A 15,992-nucleotide genomic window follows, 5' to 3' on the forward strand; every position below is an offset into this window, starting at 1 on the left:
TGATGGCGTGGCTGTCGCCATCCTTCCCGGTCGGTGCCTACACCTACAGCCACGGCCTTGAATGGGCGATCGAGGACGGCACCGTCACCAGCGCCGCATCGCTCGGGATATGGCTGACCGCGATCCTGCGCCACGGCGCCGGGCGCACCGACGCGATCCTCTTCACCCACGCCTGGCGCGCCGAAGGCGAGGCGCTCCGCGCCGTCGCCGAGCTCGGTGCCGCGTTCCAGCCGTCCAAGGAGCGCCACCTGGAAGCGGTGGCGCAGGGCCGCGCCTTCCTCTCCGCCGTCACCTCGGCCTGGCCGACACCGCGCCTCACGGCCGCCGTCGCAATCTTCGCCGACGCTCCCGTTCCCTATGCCGTCGCCGTCGGCGCCGCGGCGGCGGCGCACGATATCCCGCTGATGCCGGCGCTGATCACGACGCTGACCGCCTTCGCCGCCAACGTCATTTCCGCTGGCGTCCGCGCCATCCCCATCGGCCAGAGCGACGGCCAGCGCCTCATCGCCGCGCTTGGCCCGGTAGTTGCTGCGATAGCGGGAGAAGCCGCGCACGCATCGCTTGACGACCTCGGCGGCGCGGCGCTCCGTGCCGACATCGCCTCGATGAAACACGAAACCCAGTACACAAGGCTGTTCCGCTCATGATCTCGCCCAATGGTCCGCTCCGCGTCGGCGTCGGCGGCCCCGTCGGTTCCGGCAAGACGGCGTTGATGGATGCGCTCTGCAAACGCCTCCGCGATCGCTACGACATCGCCGCGATCACCAACGATATCTATACCAAGGAGGACGCCGAGTTCCTGACGCGCTCCGGTGCGCTGACTGCCGATCGCATCCTCGGCGTCGAGACCGGCGGCTGCCCGCACACCGCCATCCGCGAGGATGCCTCGATCAACCTCGCGGCCGTCGCCGACCTCAGGGCGAAATTTCCGGCGCTCGACGTCGTGCTCATCGAATCGGGCGGCGACAATCTCGCGGCGACCTTCTCGCCCGAGCTCGCCGATCTCACCATCTACGTCATCGACGTCGCCGCCGGCGACAAGATCCCGCGGAAGGGCGGCCCCGGCATCACGCGCTCCGATCTCCTCGTCATCAACAAGATCGACCTCGCCCCGATGGTCGGCGCCTCGCTGGAGGTGATGGACCGCGATGCCCGCAAGATGCGCGGCAGCCGGCCCTTCGTCTTCACCAACATGCGCGCCGGCACCGGCCTCGACACCATCGTCGACTTCATCGAGACGACAGGCGGCCTTGCCGATAACGCCATGGCGGCATTGGGCAAATAGCCGCCTCGCACCATATGCGCTAAGCGCCTATAGTCCGGCCCAAGTGGAGCCGACCCATGCCGATCGTTAACCGTTTCGCGGATTTCCAGGCCGACACCGCCGCGTGGCGGCAGGACATCCATCGCCATCCCGAGCTGATGTACGACGTGCAGCGCACGGCCGCGACGGTGGCGGAAAAGCTGCGCGCCTTCGGCCTCGATGAGGTCGTCACCGGCATCGGCCGCACCGGCGTCGTCGGCGTCATCCGCGGCCGCAAGAACGGCAGCGGCAAGACCATCGGGCTGCGCGCCGACATGGACGCGCTGCCGCTCACCGAGATCACCGGCAAGCCTTACGCCTCTGAGACACCCGGCAAGATGCACGCCTGCGGCCACGACGGCCACACCGCCATGCTGCTCGGCGCCGCGCGCTACCTCGCCGAGACGCGCAACTTCGACGGCACCGCCATCGTCATCTTCCAGCCGGCGGAAGAAGGCGGCGCCGGCGGCAAGGCCATGGTCGCGGATGGCCTCATGGAACGCTGGAACATCCAGCAGGTTTACGGCATGCACAACATGCCCGGTCTGCCGGTCGGCAAGTTCGCCACCCGCGTCGGGCCGCTGCTCGCCGCGACCGACGAATTCAATATCTCCATCACCGGCCTTGGCGGTCACGCCGCCAAGCCGCACGGCACGATCGACCCGATCGTCGTCGGCACGGCCATCGTCCAGCAGCTTCAGACCATCGTGTCCCGCAACATCGATCCGATCGAGTCGGTCGTCGTTTCGGTCACCAAGTTCCATGCCGGCGATGCCCACAACATCATCGCGCAGACGGCCGAGATCGGCGGCACGGTGCGCACGCTGGAGCCGGAAATGCGCGACCTGGCAGAGCGCCGGATCAAGGCGATCGTCGCCGGCATTGCCGCCGCCCACGGCGCCAAAGCCGAAGTCGACTACGACCGCAATTATCCGGTGACCCGCAACCATGCCGCCGAAACCGCCTTCGCCGTGAAGGTCGCGGGCGAGGTCGCAGGCGCGATCCATGTCGATGGCGAAGCGCCGCCGGTTCTCGGCGGCGAGGATTTCTCCTACATGCTCGAGTCCCGCCCCGGCGCGTTCATCTTCATCGGCAACGGCGACACCGCCGGCTTGCACAATCCGGCCTACGACTTCAACGACGAGATCATCCCGCTCGGCTGCTCCTACTGGGCGCGCCTCGTCGAAACGGCCCTGCCCGCCTGATGGCCTGGCGATTGCCCTTCACCAAGCTCGCCAAGGACGGCTCGATCGAGCTGATCCGGCGCCTGCTGTCGGACACCGCGCGCCAGTTCGCCACCCGCTATGCGCTCGCCGCGGTGCTCGGTGTCGTCATCGCCATCACCACCGGTCTCAACGCCTGGATCATCAAGGACCTGATCAACAAGGTCTTCTTCGACCGCGACGCGACCATGCTGTTCGTGTTGACCGGGATCGTGGTCGCCAACGGTTTCGTACGCGGCTACACGCTCTACGCCTCGTCCGTGCTCCTCGGCCGCATCGGCAACGCCGTCGTCGCCCGCCTGCAGCGGCGCATGTTCGATCACATGCTGAACCTCGGCATCGACTTCTACACGCGCACCCCGTCGAGCGAGCTGATCGCGCGCATGTCCTACAACGCGCAGGCCGCCCGCCAGGTGCTCGATACCCTGATCAACACGAGCAGCCGCGACCTCTTGTCTGTCATCGGGCTGGTCGCCGTCATGCTCGTGCAGAGCCCCCTGATGTCGCTGATCATCCTGGTCATCGTGCCGATCACATTCCTCGGCATCGGCCGGCTGGTGCGGCGCGTGCGCGGCGCTTCCGAGCAGCAGTTCGCCTCGTTCGGCAACGTCATCTCCGACATGCAGGAAACCGCCCACGGCATCCGCATCGTCAAGGCGTTCAACCTCGAAGGCCCGATGGGCCGGCGCATGGCCACCTCGATCGAGACGGTGCGCAAGCGCGCCGACAAGATCGTCCGCATCTCGGCGCGCTCCAACCCGCTCATGGAGGTGGTCGGCGGCTTCGCCATCGCCATCATCATTTTCTACGCCGGCTATCAGGCCATCTACCTCAACATCCAGCCGGGCGCCCTGCTCTCGTTCATCGCGGCCCTCGGCCTCGCCTACGAGCCGGCAAAGCGCCTCGCGATGATGCAGATCAACGTCGAGGCCGGCCTCGTCGGCGTGCGGCTGATGTACGAACTGCTCGACACCAAGCCGACGCTCGACATCAACGAGAACGGCCCGGCGCTCGCGGTGAAGGGCGGCGAAGTCGCCTTCGACCTCGTCAACTTCGCCTATCCCGGCGGCGCGCCCCTCTTCCGCGGCCTCGATTTCCTCGCGCCTGCCGGCAAGCGCACGGCGCTGGTCGGCCCCTCCGGCTCCGGCAAGAGCACGATGATCACGCTCATCGAACGCTTCTACGACCCGACCGGCGGCGCCGTGAAGGTCGACGGACAGAACATCGCCGACGTGAAGATGAGCTCGCTCCGCGACGCCATCGCGCTGGTCAGCCAGGACACGTATCTCTTCCGCGACTCGATCCGCGAGAACATCCGCTTCGGCCGCCCGGCCGCTACCGATGCCGACGTCGAAGCCGCCGCGAAAGCCGCGATGGCGCACGACTTCATCCTCGCCACCAACGACGGCTACGAGACCAACCTCGGCCCCGGCGGCACCGAACTTTCCGGCGGCCAGCGCCAGCGCATCGCCATCGCCCGCGCCATGCTGCGCGATGCGCCGATCATCCTCCTCGACGAGGCGACCTCGGCGCTCGACACCGAGTCCGAGCATCAGGTCCAGGTCGCCTTCGACCGCCTGATGGAAGGCCGCACGACCATCGTCATCGCGCACCGCCTCTCGACGGTGCTGAACGCCGACAAGATCTGCGTGCTGGTCGACGGCAAGCTGATCGAGGAAGGCCGCCACGACGAACTGATGGCGCTGAACAAGCACTACGCCCGCCTCTACCGCCTGCAGTTCGAGACGCGCGACCGCACCGCGCCCGTCGCCATTCCTGCCGAGTAGTTTCCGCTAGGCCCGCGCGAGGTGCCGCGCAGGCGTCGCTGCGGCCGATTTCTTCACGCGGCGGATATCGGTCGCGGCGCCCGCACCGGCCGGCGGCAAGGCAAGCTCGGTCTTGCTGGTGTCGCGAAGATTGACCCAGCCGGTGAGGTCTTCCTGAAAGCCCGCGAACAGGGCGTAGGCGCGCTGCGCAGCAGCGAGCGGCATGCGTCCGTTCTTCGTCGTGCAGCGGAACGAAATTTCCGCCACGTTGGGCACCGTCGCGACCGGCTCGAAGTACCACAGCGTGAACGCGAACTTGCCCGTGACGCCCTTGCCGAATTTTACCTTGGCGCCCTCGAACACGAATTCGCGAATGACCGGCCCGTGGCGGAGTGCGCTGCCCTCCGCGAACTTCGCGCCGCTCGATTTGAGGCTCCGCTCCAGCGTCGGGTAGCGCGCGCAGAGCGCGCCGAGCCGCGAGACGCCATCGTCGTCGGACACCGACTGCGAGGACGACAACGAAAAGCGGCTGCGAAACGAGCGCGGCGTCGCCATGCGGACCGGCGCGCCGCGGGACTCCTCGCACGCCACTTCAACCGGCGCGATGTCCTCCTCGAGCGAGATCTTCGCCGCCTCGTCCGCGCCCGGCAGATCGGTGCCGCCGACGACGAACTGGTCCGGCGTGCGCAGCTTCAGCGTGAGGACCGCGCCCTCGCCGTCGCGCTCTCGCTTGCGCAGGCTGTATTCCGACGCCGTCAGGGTGCGGCCGGCCGTGTCCCAATAGGTCACGACGCGCGGCTTGGCGTCCTCGAACTGCTGGCCCGCCCGTGATTTGCCCGAGCCCCGCGGCCCGAGGCGCCGGTCGATGATCGGCACGATTTTCGCCGACCAGAACTGGTTGGCCTGCTCCGCGCCAGGCGCACCGGAAAATCGCCGCGGCTCAAGCAACAGCTTGTATTCACGGCCATCGAGAACGCGCACAACCATCCCCGGTGCATCTCGGCAACTGGCCGCAAGCTGCACCTATGATTGCATGATGGCAAGCCTGCCAAACCGGCGGTAGGCCCCTGCCGCCGGCGGTTCCGGAATAATTGCGCATCGCGCCCACCGCGCATTTGACCACGCGAAATACATCCACACACGAAGTTGAATCCTTAGTCGTCAAGCCCGGCGGCGCCCTCAGGCACAATCGTAATCTGCTGATTCGATTGAGGCATTTGCGATGCGGCGTGCCTGTCTTCAAGCGACTGTCTTGCTGCTGTGCGCAGGTGCGGGAGCGACGGCCGTGCGCGCCGCGGAAGCCCCGCCGCTCGACTGGAGCGGCCCGGTCTTCGGCACCTTCGTCGGCTATTCCGCCGGACGCCTGATCACCACGGAATCGTCGCTGACCACCGACGGCACGCTGTTCGGCATCGGGCCGACCACGGTCGACACGTATTACGGCGCCGACAGCGACGTGCCTTTCGAAGGCGCGTTCGGCGGCGCGCTGATCGGGTTCAACCGGCAGGTCGGCGCGATGGTATTTGGCGCCGAAGCCGACATCGCCGCCGCCAATTTCGTGCGCAGCGACACGGTGCCCGGCGCGCCCCACGGCGACCCGCGGATCGATACCAGCGCGACGCTGCACTGGTTCGGCACGCTCCGCGGCACCATTGGCCTCGCCGCCGATCGCTTCCACATCTATGGCACGGGCGGCCTCGCCTACGGCAACGCCGAGGGTCAGGTCTCCGTCACGCCAAGCGGCGGCACGGTGCCGCCAACGTTCACCGCCGGCGACAGCAGGATGCAGTATGGCTACGCGCTCGGCGGCGGCATCGAGGCCGCCATCGACCGGCATTGGACGGCGCGGCTCGAATTTCTCTACCTGAACCTCGGCGCCGCGCGTTACGATTTCGCCTTCCCGGCAAGCAACGGCTCGACCAGCACGTCGGCGGACACGGTCACCGCCAACACCGTCCGCGGCGGTCTGCTCTACCGTTTCTAGATCGAGGAAAGCTGGTGCCCCCGGTCGGACTCGAACCGACACGCCTTGCGGCAACGGATTTTGAGTCCGTCGCGTCTACCAGTTCCGCCACAGGGGCTCGCGTGCCCACCTCTATTTGGCCGTCGGCGGACGGTCAACCGCGCCCGCTGTTTTGACACCGTCGCGGGGCGTCGATAGACAGCCGCCATGCTCCGCCGCCTCTACGACTGGACGTTCGCACTGGCCGCCCGGCCGACCGCGGAAATCTGGTTGGCGGTGATCGCCTTCGTCGAAAGCTCGATCTTCCTCGTCCCCGCCGACGTGCTGTTCATCCCGATGGTGCTGGCGCGGCCGCAGCGTGCCTATCGCTACGCATTGGTGGCGACGGTCGCCTCGGTGCTCGGCGGCATCGCCGGCTGGTACCTCGGCCACTACGCCTTCGACGCCATCGCGCGGCCGGTGCTCGAATTCTACGGCAAGCTCGACTCGTTCGAGAAGCTGCGCCAGTCGGGCGGCGGCGACTTCGTGCTGCTGATGCTGATCACCTCCGGCATCGCCCACCTGCCGCCGATCAAGGTGGTGACCATCCTCTCCGGCGCCGGCGGCGTCAGCCTGTGGCTGTTCGTCGTCTCGGCGATCGCCGCGCGCGGCGCCCGCTTCTTCATTCTCTCCTGGCTGCTCAGGAAATACGACGCGCCGATCCTGCACTTCATCGAGAAGCGGCTGGGCCCGGTCGTCGCGGGGGTGGCGGTCGCGATCATTTTACTCTTCGTCGCGACCCGCTTCCTGTAGGACACCGCCCCATGCTGTCCCGCCGCGAATACCCTGCCGCCTTCGTCTTCATCATCGGCCTCGCCACCATCCTCGGCGCCTGGGGCTTCCAGATCGTCGGCGGCTACGTGCCCTGCAAGCTGTGCCTGGAGGAGCGCTGGCCGTACTACATCGGGGTGCCCCTCGCCCTCGTCGCGCTGGTCGCGCAGCGCATGGGCGCGCCGGCCTGGGTGCCGCGCGTGCTGCTCGGCCTCGCGGCCATCGTCTTCGCCTACGGCGCCTGGCTCGGCACCTACCACGCCGGCGCCGAGTGGGCCTGGTGGCCGGGCCCGACCGACTGCGGCGGCGGCAGCGCCGGCGCCAGCGGCACCGACCTGCTCAACCAGCTCAAGAACATCCACGTCGTCTCGTGCACCGACGCGAGCTTCCGCTTCCCCGGCAACTGGGGCCTGTCGTTCGCAGGCTGGAACGCGGTCGTCTCGGCGGTGCTGGTGGTGGTCGCGGCGATCGGCGCCGGGCGGAAGTAGCGGACCGCCGACGGCGGTCGCTGTCGGCTAGCTCGGCTCGAGGTCGAGCGCCCGGCGACCCTGCAGAAACAATCCGTATCCGAGCAGGATCCCGAGCACGGCCAGCGTGCCCGACGCCAGCAGGAGCGTGAACGACTGCGGCTGGTTGCGGCCGATCTCGCGATAGAGATTGTTGATCTCGAGCATCTCGGCCTCGGACAGGCGCTTCTTGGGCACCGTCCGGTCGCGGTAGAAATACTTGGTCATCGCGTTGAATTCGAGTTCGCGGCCGACGAACATCTCGGTCGGGTTCAGGTCCGACGAGACGTAACTGTAGCCGGCGTAGGGAAACTCCTGCGTCTTGCGGACATCGACCGTGTCGAAGTCCGGCTTCTCGGCGCCCGCGGGATACCAGCCCGGCGAAACCAGTTGCACCGGGCCCATGCGGACCAGCCGGTTCACCGGCTGGTTGACGATGTCGCTGACCCTGCTCTCCGCCTGCGCAGTCTCCGCGTTCAGGGCCTCCATGCTCCGGAACAGCCAGAGCGAAGCGCCGGCGACCGCCACCCAGAGGCTGGCGAGGAGCAGCAGCCCGACAACGGGGCCGACATCGCGGGCGGCCCGTTCCGCCGACACGGCCTCGGCGGCGGCGCGAATGTCGCGTCCACGTTTTTCGAAGGCGGAGTCCGGTTGGCGATCGGCGCTCATCCGCCGATCTTGGCCCAGCGTGGCTAACACAGGGTTAGCGGCCTACGGCTCCAGCTCGGTATCCCAGTAGAGATAGTCCATCCACGAATCGTGGAGGTAGTTCGGCGGGAACAGCCGGCCGTTGTTGTGCAGGTCCGCCACCGTCGGCTGGTACGGCCGGTGCGACGGGAACATGCGCGCTTCGCGTGGCGACATCCCGCCCTTGGCGAGGTTGCACGACGAGCACGCCGCCACGACGTTGTCCCACGTCGTCATGCCGCCGCGCGAGCGCGGGATGACGTGGTCGAACGTCAGGTCGTTGCGGTCGCCGCAATACTGGCACTGGAAACGATCGCGCAGGAACACGTTGAACCGCGTGAACGCGGGATGCCGCGCCGGCTTCACGTACGTTTTGAGGGACACGACCGAGGGCAGCCGCATCGAGAACGAGGGCGAGTGCACGGCCGTCTCGTACTCGGAGACGATATTCACGCGATCGAGGAAAACCGCCTTTATGGCGTCCTGCCATGACCAGAGCGACAGCGGGTAATAGCTGAGAGGCCGATAGTCGGCATTGAGGACCAGCGCCGGATTGGACCCCGGCGAGACGGCTATGTTCACGCGCGCTCCCGAATCACCTGCGATGACGGGGGCTTAGGCCCCTCTTGGCCGATACTCTATACGGGCCATGACGGGCGTGTGAAGGGGGTGCCCGCCGCGACGAAGAGCCCGCCCGGCAGCACCTTGCCGGGAGGACCCGGCGCCCTCGTTATCAGCGAGGCACTCCGCCCCAAACTCCCGGGAACGTCATCATGGTCAAAGTCGCCGTCTTCGTCGGAAGCCTCCGACGCGATTCCATCAACCGCGCGCTCGCCAAGGCGCTGGCGAAACTCGCCGCACCGACGCTCGAATTCGAGCTCGTCGATATCAGCGACCTGCCTCACTACAACAACGACCTCTGGGAGGGCACGCCGCCCGCCGCCGTCACGCGCATGAAGCACGCGATGGAAGCCGCCGACGCGGTGCTGTTCATCACCCCGGAATACAATCGTTCGGTCCCCGGCCTGATCAAGGACGTCGTCGACTGGGCGAGCCGCCCTTACGGGCAGAATTCGCTGAAGGGAAAGCCCGGTGCGGTCGCCGGCGCCTCCGGCGGCAAAATCGGCACGGCGGTGGCGCAGTCGCACCTCCGCAACAGCCTGGTAGTGCTGGACGTAGCGCTGATGGGCCAGCCCGAGGCGTACATCACGGTCACGCCCGGGCTGATCGATGTGAACTTCGACGTCACCGACGAGGCCGTGCGCGTCTTCCTCGTGAAGTTTCTCGCGGCGTTCGCGGACTGGATCGGCAAGATCGCCGGCATCGTCATGGAGGAAGGCCAGCCCGACGCGACCAGGGTTTGACGCCGGCCGCGCGGCGTACAGTATGCAGCTCGGTCAACCGGAGCTTCGCATGCCTCGCCTCGCTGCCTTTGCCTTTGCCTTTCCCCTCGCCGTCGCCGCCCCACTCACCGCCCACGCCGGCATGTGCGTGGTCGACGGCGAGACGCTGGAGATCCGCGATCACCTGATCCCGACCGACAACGCCTACTTCGTCGCCGACCAGACCGGCGCGACACTCGACTGGGTGATCAGCAACGAGCCGCTGATCGACCACGAACAGAGCTACCGAAAATACGGCCTGCCCCGTCTCGTGGGCATCGGCGAGATCGAGTTCCACGGCTTCGTTGGCGCCGTGCCGATGTTCAAGGACAGTGGCGACCCGGAGGTGCCCGACGTGGTTTATCTCCTGACGAACCCGCGCCAATGCGAGGTCCAGCCCTACGCCAAGGCGCCCTGACGCCGGCTAAGCCGTACCCCTCCCCAACCCCGCCGCAATTGCCTACATAAAGCGGTAACGGGCGGCTGGAGCTGAAATTATGGCTATGTCTTTTGACTGGAAGGTGCCGCCCGAAATCGCCCCGGCGGAGCGCGACTACGACTACGACCTGAACGCCGCCCTGTCGGCGGTCGTGGGCATCCGCACGGTCGTCCCTTCCGACGCTTTCACCGCCGATATCCTCGGCACAGAGCGTACCGGCAACGGCGTCATCATCCGCAACGACGGCATCGTGCTGACCATCGGCTACCTCGTCACCGAGGCGAGCGAGGTCTGGATGACGCTCGGCGATGGCCGCACCGTCAAGGGCGACGTCATCGGCTACGACCAGGAAACCGGCTTCGGCCTGATCCAGACGCTCGGCCGGCTCAACCTGCCGGCGCTGTCGCTCGGCAACTCCGCGGATGCGCTGCCCGGCACGCGCGTCGTCGCCGCCGGCGCCGGCGGCCGCGATCATGCGGTAGCGGCGCGTGTCATCGCGCGGCAGGAGTTCGCCGGCTACTGGGAGTATCTCGTCGACGAGGCGATCTTCACCGCGCCGGCCCATCCCTACTGGGGCGGCACGGCGCTGATCGGGCCGGAGGGCAATCTGCTCGGCATCGGCTCGCTGCAGCTCGAGCAGGCCGGCGAGGATGGCGAGGGCGTGCCACTCAACATGTACGTGCCGACCAATCTCCTGAAGCCGGTGATGGAGGATGTGCTGACCCTCGGCCAGCCCAACCGTCCGCCGCGCCCGTGGCTCGGCCTCTACGCCACCGAAGTCGACAACCGCGTCGTCATCGCGGGCGTCGCCGGCAAGGGCCCGGCGGCGCGCGCCAAGCTCAAGCAGGGCGACGTCGTGCTCTCCGTCGGCGGCATGAAGGTGTCCGGTCTCGCCGGCTTGTTCCGCAGCGTGTGGTCACTCGGCAAGGCCGGCGTCGATGTGCCGATGACGGTGTTCCGCGACGGCCGCCCCGTCGATCTGACCGTCACCTCGGGCGACCGCAATCGCTTCCTCAAGGGACCGAGTCTTCATTAACGACGCCGGAAAAGTTCCCGGCGATTTTTCAATATGAATGACGGGTTCAGGAACCATTCAGCGCGGTCCTGATTATCTCTGCAGCATGGAGGGGCATCCATGAAGGAGAGACCTATGTCTATCAAGAAACTCGCTCTCGGCGCCGTCGCAGTCGCGATGCTCGCCGTCCCCGGCATTGCCCAGGCCGCGACCTGGTTCGGCCAGACCACTGGCTCGGTCAACATGCGCGTCGATGCATCGCCGACCGCGCCGAAGATTCTCACCATCCCGGCGCACGCCCAGGTGCGGATCGATGGCCAGAAGAACGGCTGGTACCACGTCGCCTACGCCAATAACGAAGGCTACGTCTCCGGCTCGTACATCCAGACGCGCGTCGCCAATGTGCAGCCGCGCCCGATCTTCCGTGGTCCGGCTCCGATCCGCGGCTACTACAAGAAGCCCTACTGGGACAACCAGCATCAGGCTTGGTACGACGGCCGCCGCTGGTATCGCAACGGCGTCTGGTACAATAGCCCGAGCGGCTTCTCGTTCGGCTTCAACTTCGGCGGCTAAGTCCGTCTTCGGCGGCTAAGTCCGTCGGTTGACTCAAGGATCGGCCCGTCGCTCGCGCGGCGGGCCGTTTCTTTTTGTCAGGCGAGCACGCGCTGCAGGAAATCGCTGCCGAGGTCGAGGCCCTTCTGGTCGATGCCGTGCGCCAGCCCCGGCTCGACGTGCCACTCGACCTGAAAGCCGGCGTCGCCCAGCACCCGCGTCGCCGCGAACAGCGCCATCGACGGGATCAGCGGATCGGCGCCGCCGTGCACCAGCAGCACCGGCGGCTTCTGCTTCACCTCGCCGGCAAGAAACTCCGGCCCCGGTATCAGCCCGGAATATCCGACGACGCCCGCGATCTTCTTCGCCCGGCGCGGCGCGACATGCAGCGCCATCATCGTGCCCTGGCTGAAGCCGACCAGCGCCAGGCGATCGTCGGTCAGCCTGTGCCGCGCCAGTTCCGCATCGAGAAACGCGTCGAGCGCCGGCGCCGCAGTCAGCACGCCGTCGCGCAGCTTCGAGGGGTCGATGCCCGCCAGCGGAAACCACTGCCGCCCGACCGGCGCCTCGGCACAGGGCTCCGGCGCGTTGGGCGAGACGAACGCCGTATCGGGCAGCAGCGGTGCCCAGATACGGCCGAGGTCGATCAGGTCGTTGCCGTCGGCGCCATAGCCGTGCAGGAACACGACCAGCGACTTCGCCGGCCGCCCGACCGGATGAATGCGCGGCCCGTCGATCATCGCAATCATACCGGCACCATCTTTCTCTCCCGCCGCGCGGCGTAGTAGGCCCAGAACAGGGTCGCCGCGACGCTGCGCCATGGCGACCATTTTTCCGCGATCTCGGTGAGCGGCGCCAGCATCACCGGCCCATCCATCCCGAACGCATCGCCGACCGCATTACGCAGCGCCAGGTCGCCGACCGGAAAGATGTCCGGATGCCCAAGGCAGAACAGCAGGTAGATGTCCGCCGTCCACGGCCCGACGCCATGGATCGCGGTCAGCCGCGCGTGTGCCTCCTCGGTCGGCGCATGCGCCAGCCCGTCGAGGTCGAGCCCGTCGCGCACGGCGGCAGCAATGGCGCGCAGCGACCTTATCTTCGGCGCCGACATGCCCGCCTTGCGGAAGCGCGGCACGCGGGCGCGGAGCAGCGCGTCGGCCGTCATCTCCGGGAAAGCCGTCTCGAATCCGGCCCAGATGGCGTTGGCGCTGGCGACCGAAAGCTGCTGCCCGACGATGATCCGCGCCAGCCCGGCAAACCCGGCAGCGCGACGGCGGAGCGGCAACGCGCCCGCGATCTTCGCCACCGGTTTCAGCCGCTTGTCGACGCGCGTCAGGTACGCCAGCCCCTCGGCGAGATCGTCCATCGTTTCGATGGTCCGGAGCTTCACAGCGGCTTGCACACCGCGTCCTGCCGGAACTCGAGATAATCCCCGGCGACTTTGCTGTCCTCGCTGTAGCTCATCGACATCGTCAGCCCGGCCTTGTCGCCATCAATGCTGACGCCGAACAGCGTCTGCACCGGCACGGGAGCGCCGCCGAACGGCAGCGCGTGCCCGCAATCGGCGACCAAGCCGGCCAGCGTTTCGAGATCGTGGAGCTGGTCCGGCGTCGCCTTCGACAGGCATGCCTCCATGCCGGCGAAATCCGGCAGCTCCGCCTCGCGCTCGCCGCCGAGCATCATCCCGATCTTCTTCTGCTCGGCGCTGCCGTTGATCAGCGCGTCGTCATAGGTCAGCGTGCCCCACGGCGACTGCACCGTGACCTTCGCGCCCGGCCCGTCGCCGTCGTAGGTGATGGTAAGCTGCTGCTTCGCGCCGACGCCGTCCTTGGTGAAGGGATCGACGGCGCACGTAACCATGCCCGATGCGGCGAACGCCGACGTCGGCAGAAGCGCAACGATGATAGCGGCGGGCCTCACTGAGCGGCGACGGTGCATTTCGGCTGCAACTCCTCCGGCAGGAGCACGACCAGATGCCCGTTCGCCACCGGGCTCTCTGCCGCATAGGTGCGATAGACATCGACGTCGATGCCATAGTCGGCGATCACCGACGCGTTGATCTCGACCATCGCCGCTACCGGAGGGCCATCCGGCACCTGCGACACGCAGTAGCTGGTGTGAAACTCCAGCTCCACGGCGTCCATTAGTTCCGCCGGCGTCGCCCGCTGCTTGACGCATGCCTCGAGCTTGGCGAGATCCGGCATCACGACCGCCTGCTGCGTTCCAGACGAGAGGAACGTGAATTCCCCGACCGGATCGCCGCCGGCATAAATGACCCCGTCGAATGTCATGTCGCCCCACGGCGTCTTCGCCGTGAGCGTGCCACCCATGTTGTCGCCTTCGTAGACGAGCGTCATCGGCTTCTTGCCGACCATGCAGTTGAGCGTCTGGGTTTCCGCCGAGGCGGCAGCCGGCATCAGAGCCACGAGGGCGGCGAGCGTCACGGCAGTTGGCTTAAGCAAAGCGGTTTCTCCCGGTGGCCGCGACCATGCCCTCGCTGCTAAAGCAAGGTCGGTAACCGATCAAGCGGCCCATTTGATGCAGCCCGTCTTCCGCTTCGCTCCCTCGCCCAACGGCTATCTCCACCTCGGCCACGCCTTCTCGGCGCTGACCGACTGCGAGCGCTGCCGCGCCGCCGGCGGACGCTTCCTGCTGCGCATCGAGGATATCGACCCGGCCCGCTGCCGCCCGGAATACGAGGCCGCGATCTACGACGACTTGGCCTGGCTCGGCCTCGCATGGGAGACGCCGGTGCGCCGCCAGTCGGAGCACATGGCCGACTACGCCGCAGCGCTGGCGCGGCTCTCGGCGATGGGCCTGGTCTACCCGAGCTTCCTCTCCCGCGCCGAGATCGCCGCGGCAGGCAGCGGCCGCGACCCCGACGGCGCGCCGATCTACCCCGGCACCGACCGCGACCTGCCCGCGGCCGAAGCCGAGGCGCGCATCGCATCCGGCGCGCCCTACGCGCTCCGCCTGCGCATGGACCGCGCCATCGCCACGACCGGCCCGCTGACCTGGCGCGAGGACAACGCCACCATCGCCGCCGACCCCGCCGCCTGGGGCGACGTCGTGATCGCACGCAAGGAGACGCCGACCTCGTATCACCTCGCCGTCGTGATCGACGACGCCGCGCAGGGCATCACCAACGTGGTCCGCGGTCGCGACCTTTACTACGCCACCGCCGTCCACGTTCTGCTCCAGCGCCTGATGGGCCTGCCCTCGCCGGCCTACCACCACCACCGCCTGATACTCGACGCCGACGGCCGCAAATTGTCCAAATCCGACGGCGACACGTCGCTGCGTTCGCTGCGCGCGGCGGGGAAGACGCCGGACGACACCCGCCGGATGGTCGGCCTCTAGGGCGACAGCCACTGCACCGCGTGCAGCCAGAACGCGACCGTGACCACGGCGAACGCGGTCGTCAGCGTGATCGCGTTCGACGCCAGCGCCTGGCTGGTGTTGAACCGCGTCGCCACCAGATAGGCATTGACGCCCGTCGGGCACGCCGTCGCGATGACGATCGCCTTGCCCCACACCGGCGGCAGGTGGAACACGAACCCGACCACGAAAAACACGATCGCCGGCATGATCATCAGCTTGATCACGCCTACCGCCATTGCCGCTCTGAGGTTGCCCGAGATCCCGTAGCGGCGGAGATTCATGCCGACCGAGAACAGCGCCAGCGTCGAGGCAACGTCGCCGACACGAATGACGACGTCGCCGAGCGGCCCGGCGATCGGCAGGCCCGCTATGCGCCACAGCGTTCCGGCGAAAAGGCCGAGCACGATCGGATTCTTGACGAGCGCCGCGAAGATGCTGCGCGCCGTCGTCCAGCCGTTGGCATCGGGCGACAGGCCGTCGACGACCAGCGCCCGCTCGATCAGAATCGCGCTCACCGTCATCATCACGGGCAGATTGATGGCAATGACCAATGACACCGCCGCCGCGCCCGCCGCTCCATACGCCGTCATCACCAGCGGAATGCCGATGAGCAGCGCGTTCGGGTAGGCGGCGGAGACGCCGGCGACCAGTCCGGCGCGCGCATCGCGCCCGAACACGCGGCGGACGACGAGCGTGCCGAGCACCCACGCGATGACGAAGCCGATGTAGTAGTCGAGCCACAGGAGCCATGGCGTGCCGTCGGAGAAATCGGCGGTGGCGACGACCCGGAAGATCAAGAGCGGGATGGCGATGGTGAAGACGAATTCGGCGACCGCCTCGCCTGTCTGCTCGCTGAGCAGCTTCGTCCACGCCGCCCCGAAGCCCAGCCCGATCAGCCCGAAGACCGGGACGACGATGGCGACGATCTGATCCATGAAAACGACCGGCGAGGGGCGGAGACTTAG

Annotated in this window: 20 protein-coding genes and 1 tRNA gene; 12 read left to right on the forward strand and 9 right to left on the reverse strand. The window is 67.5% G+C overall.

Translation table 11 applies throughout. From position 1 onward, the window contains the following. Positions 1–2: 2 nt before the first annotated feature. The 4 genes from WDM94_15175 to WDM94_15190 are packed head-to-tail and all read left to right on the forward strand — an operon-like array spanning position 3 to position 4,313. Positions 3–647, forward strand: a complete 645-nt coding sequence (locus tag WDM94_15175) for an urease accessory UreF family protein (protein MEJ0013917.1) — start codon at positions 3–5, stop codon at positions 645–647. Continuing rightward, positions 644–1,285 carry an urease accessory protein UreG gene (gene ureG, locus WDM94_15180; GenBank protein MEJ0013918.1) on the forward strand — a complete coding sequence of 214 codons (642 nt, stop codon included), beginning with the start codon at positions 644–646 and terminating at the stop codon, positions 1,283–1,285. Before WDM94_15175 ends, ureG begins: the two co-directional genes overlap by 4 nt. A gap of 56 nt (positions 1,286–1,341) precedes the next feature. Beyond that, complete coding sequence (locus WDM94_15185) at positions 1,342–2,508, forward strand: M20 aminoacylase family protein (GenBank protein ID MEJ0013919.1); 1,167 nt, start codon at positions 1,342–1,344, stop codon at positions 2,506–2,508. Further along, on the forward strand, positions 2,508–4,313 hold the full coding sequence (locus WDM94_15190) for an ABC transporter ATP-binding protein (GenBank protein MEJ0013920.1): 1,806 nt from the start codon (positions 2,508–2,510) through the stop codon (positions 4,311–4,313). Before WDM94_15185 ends, WDM94_15190 begins: the two co-directional genes overlap by 1 nt. Positions 4,314–4,319: 6 nt before the next feature. Here WDM94_15190 and WDM94_15195 read toward each other — a convergent pair whose 3' ends face one another. Continuing rightward, positions 4,320–5,279, reverse strand: a complete 960-nt coding sequence (locus WDM94_15195; GenBank protein ID MEJ0013921.1) for a hypothetical protein — start codon at positions 5,277–5,279, stop codon at positions 4,320–4,322. A 298-nt stretch (positions 5,280–5,577) separates the two neighbouring features. Here WDM94_15195 and WDM94_15200 point away from each other — a divergent pair, with 298 nt between their 5' ends. Continuing rightward, positions 5,578–6,276, forward strand: a complete 699-nt coding sequence (locus WDM94_15200) for an outer membrane beta-barrel protein (protein ID MEJ0013922.1) — start codon at positions 5,578–5,580, stop codon at positions 6,274–6,276. A gap of 12 nt (positions 6,277–6,288) precedes the next feature. Here WDM94_15200 and WDM94_15205 read toward each other — a convergent pair. Beyond that, positions 6,289–6,373: transfer RNA gene (locus tag WDM94_15205), tRNA-Leu, on the reverse strand. Positions 6,374–6,462: 89 nt separating this feature from the next. Here WDM94_15205 and WDM94_15210 point away from each other — a divergent pair. Together WDM94_15210 and WDM94_15215 are read left to right on the forward strand one after the other, a co-directional pair. Further along, on the forward strand, positions 6,463–7,047 hold the full coding sequence (locus tag WDM94_15210; GenBank protein MEJ0013923.1) for a YqaA family protein: 585 nt from the start codon (positions 6,463–6,465) through the stop codon (positions 7,045–7,047). An 11-nt stretch (positions 7,048–7,058) separates the two neighbouring features. Continuing rightward, on the forward strand, positions 7,059–7,553 hold the full coding sequence (locus tag WDM94_15215) for a disulfide bond formation protein B (protein MEJ0013924.1): 495 nt from the start codon (positions 7,059–7,061) through the stop codon (positions 7,551–7,553). 27 nt (positions 7,554–7,580) lie between these two features. Here the strand turns inward: WDM94_15215 and WDM94_15220 are convergent, their stop codons facing one another. Together WDM94_15220 and WDM94_15225 are read right to left on the reverse strand one after the other, a co-directional pair. Further along, complete coding sequence (locus tag WDM94_15220; GenBank protein MEJ0013925.1) at positions 7,581–8,240, reverse strand: hypothetical protein; 660 nt, start codon at positions 8,238–8,240, stop codon at positions 7,581–7,583. Between the two features lie 42 nt (positions 8,241–8,282). Beyond that, entirely contained in the window at positions 8,283–8,840 is a 558-nt protein-coding gene (locus tag WDM94_15225) for an HNH endonuclease (GenBank protein ID MEJ0013926.1), read from the reverse strand. 191 nt (positions 8,841–9,031) lie between these two features. On the opposite strand from WDM94_15225, the gene WDM94_15230 reads away from it, so the two are divergent. The 4 genes from WDM94_15230 (at position 9,032) to WDM94_15245 (ending at position 11,667) form a co-directional block, all read left to right on the forward strand. Then, complete coding sequence (locus WDM94_15230; GenBank protein ID MEJ0013927.1) at positions 9,032–9,622, forward strand: NAD(P)H-dependent oxidoreductase; 591 nt, start codon at positions 9,032–9,034, stop codon at positions 9,620–9,622. Positions 9,623–9,671: 49 nt separating this feature from the next. After that, positions 9,672–10,058 (forward strand): hypothetical protein, encoded by a 387-nt coding sequence (locus tag WDM94_15235; GenBank protein ID MEJ0013928.1) that lies wholly within the window; start codon positions 9,672–9,674, stop codon positions 10,056–10,058. A gap of 79 nt (positions 10,059–10,137) precedes the next feature. Then, positions 10,138–11,115, forward strand: coding sequence for a S1C family serine protease (locus WDM94_15240; protein MEJ0013929.1), 978 nt, complete (start codon positions 10,138–10,140; stop codon positions 11,113–11,115). A gap of 114 nt (positions 11,116–11,229) precedes the next feature. Further along, a complete protein-coding gene (locus WDM94_15245; GenBank protein ID MEJ0013930.1) occupies positions 11,230–11,667 on the forward strand; it encodes an SH3 domain-containing protein in 438 nt (145 codons plus the stop codon). 77 nt (positions 11,668–11,744) lie between these two features. Here WDM94_15245 and WDM94_15250 read toward each other — a convergent pair whose 3' ends face one another. From WDM94_15250 to WDM94_15265, 4 genes are read right to left on the reverse strand one after another with little or no spacing between them, the layout of a single operon-like run. After that, complete coding sequence (locus WDM94_15250) at positions 11,745–12,395, reverse strand: dienelactone hydrolase family protein (GenBank protein MEJ0013931.1); 651 nt, start codon at positions 12,393–12,395, stop codon at positions 11,745–11,747. Then, complete coding sequence (locus WDM94_15255) at positions 12,392–13,036, reverse strand: DNA-3-methyladenine glycosylase (GenBank protein MEJ0013932.1); 645 nt, start codon at positions 13,034–13,036, stop codon at positions 12,392–12,394. Before WDM94_15255 ends, WDM94_15250 begins: the two co-directional genes overlap by 4 nt. Further along, positions 13,033–13,584 (reverse strand): hypothetical protein, encoded by a 552-nt coding sequence (locus tag WDM94_15260; protein MEJ0013933.1) that lies wholly within the window; start codon positions 13,582–13,584, stop codon positions 13,033–13,035. Before WDM94_15260 ends, WDM94_15255 begins: the two co-directional genes overlap by 4 nt. After that, positions 13,563–14,108, reverse strand: a complete 546-nt coding sequence (locus WDM94_15265; protein MEJ0013934.1) for a hypothetical protein — start codon at positions 14,106–14,108, stop codon at positions 13,563–13,565. The genes WDM94_15260 and WDM94_15265 overlap by 22 nt, the downstream gene beginning before the upstream one ends. A 76-nt stretch (positions 14,109–14,184) precedes the next feature. On the opposite strand from WDM94_15265, the gene gluQRS reads away from it, so the two are divergent. Beyond that, the gene (gene gluQRS, locus WDM94_15270) at positions 14,185–15,006 is read left to right on the forward strand and encodes a tRNA glutamyl-Q(34) synthetase GluQRS (GenBank protein MEJ0013935.1); all 822 of its coding nucleotides are present in this window, start codon (positions 14,185–14,187) and stop codon (positions 15,004–15,006) included. Here gluQRS and WDM94_15275 read toward each other — a convergent pair. Next, positions 15,003–15,962: an AEC family transporter gene (locus WDM94_15275; protein ID MEJ0013936.1), complete on the reverse strand. Its 960-nt coding sequence runs from the start codon at positions 15,960–15,962 to the stop codon at positions 15,003–15,005. The two genes, gluQRS and WDM94_15275, sit on opposite strands and share 4 nt — an antisense overlap. Positions 15,963–15,992: the final 30 nt, after the last annotated feature.

It is taken from the genome of Bauldia sp. (assembly GCA_037200845.1).
Lineage (GTDB): Bacteria > Pseudomonadota > Alphaproteobacteria > Rhizobiales > Kaistiaceae > DASZQY01.

Coding starts and splice junctions, on each gene's coding strand:
- WDM94_15185 (MEJ0013919.1), top strand. CDS start 1,342: ATGCCGATCGTTAACCGTTTCGCGGATTTCCAGGCCGACACCGCCGCG.
- WDM94_15275 (MEJ0013936.1), bottom strand. CDS start 15,962: ATGGATCAGATCGTCGCCATCGTCGTCCCGGTCTTCGGGCTGATCGGG.
- WDM94_15220 (MEJ0013925.1), bottom strand. CDS start 8,240: ATGAGCGCCGATCGCCAACCGGACTCCGCCTTCGAAAAACGTGGACGC.
- WDM94_15175 (MEJ0013917.1), top strand. CDS start 3: ATGGCGTGGCTGTCGCCATCCTTCCCGGTCGGTGCCTACACCTACAGC.
- WDM94_15195 (MEJ0013921.1), bottom strand. CDS start 5,279: ATGGTTGTGCGCGTTCTCGATGGCCGTGAATACAAGCTGTTGCTTGAG.
- gluQRS (MEJ0013935.1), top strand. CDS start 14,185: ATGCAGCCCGTCTTCCGCTTCGCTCCCTCGCCCAACGGCTATCTCCAC.
- WDM94_15210 (MEJ0013923.1), top strand. CDS start 6,463: ATGCTCCGCCGCCTCTACGACTGGACGTTCGCACTGGCCGCCCGGCCG.
- WDM94_15215 (MEJ0013924.1), top strand. CDS start 7,059: ATGCTGTCCCGCCGCGAATACCCTGCCGCCTTCGTCTTCATCATCGGC.
- WDM94_15235 (MEJ0013928.1), top strand. CDS start 9,672: ATGCCTCGCCTCGCTGCCTTTGCCTTTGCCTTTCCCCTCGCCGTCGCC.
- WDM94_15190 (MEJ0013920.1), top strand. CDS start 2,508: ATGGCCTGGCGATTGCCCTTCACCAAGCTCGCCAAGGACGGCTCGATC.
- WDM94_15245 (MEJ0013930.1), top strand. CDS start 11,230: ATGTCTATCAAGAAACTCGCTCTCGGCGCCGTCGCAGTCGCGATGCTC.
- WDM94_15230 (MEJ0013927.1), top strand. CDS start 9,032: ATGGTCAAAGTCGCCGTCTTCGTCGGAAGCCTCCGACGCGATTCCATC.
- WDM94_15260 (MEJ0013933.1), bottom strand. CDS start 13,584: ATGCACCGTCGCCGCTCAGTGAGGCCCGCCGCTATCATCGTTGCGCTT.
- WDM94_15240 (MEJ0013929.1), top strand. CDS start 10,138: ATGGCTATGTCTTTTGACTGGAAGGTGCCGCCCGAAATCGCCCCGGCG.
- WDM94_15250 (MEJ0013931.1), bottom strand. CDS start 12,395: ATGATTGCGATGATCGACGGGCCGCGCATTCATCCGGTCGGGCGGCCG.
- ureG (MEJ0013918.1), top strand. CDS start 644: ATGATCTCGCCCAATGGTCCGCTCCGCGTCGGCGTCGGCGGCCCCGTC.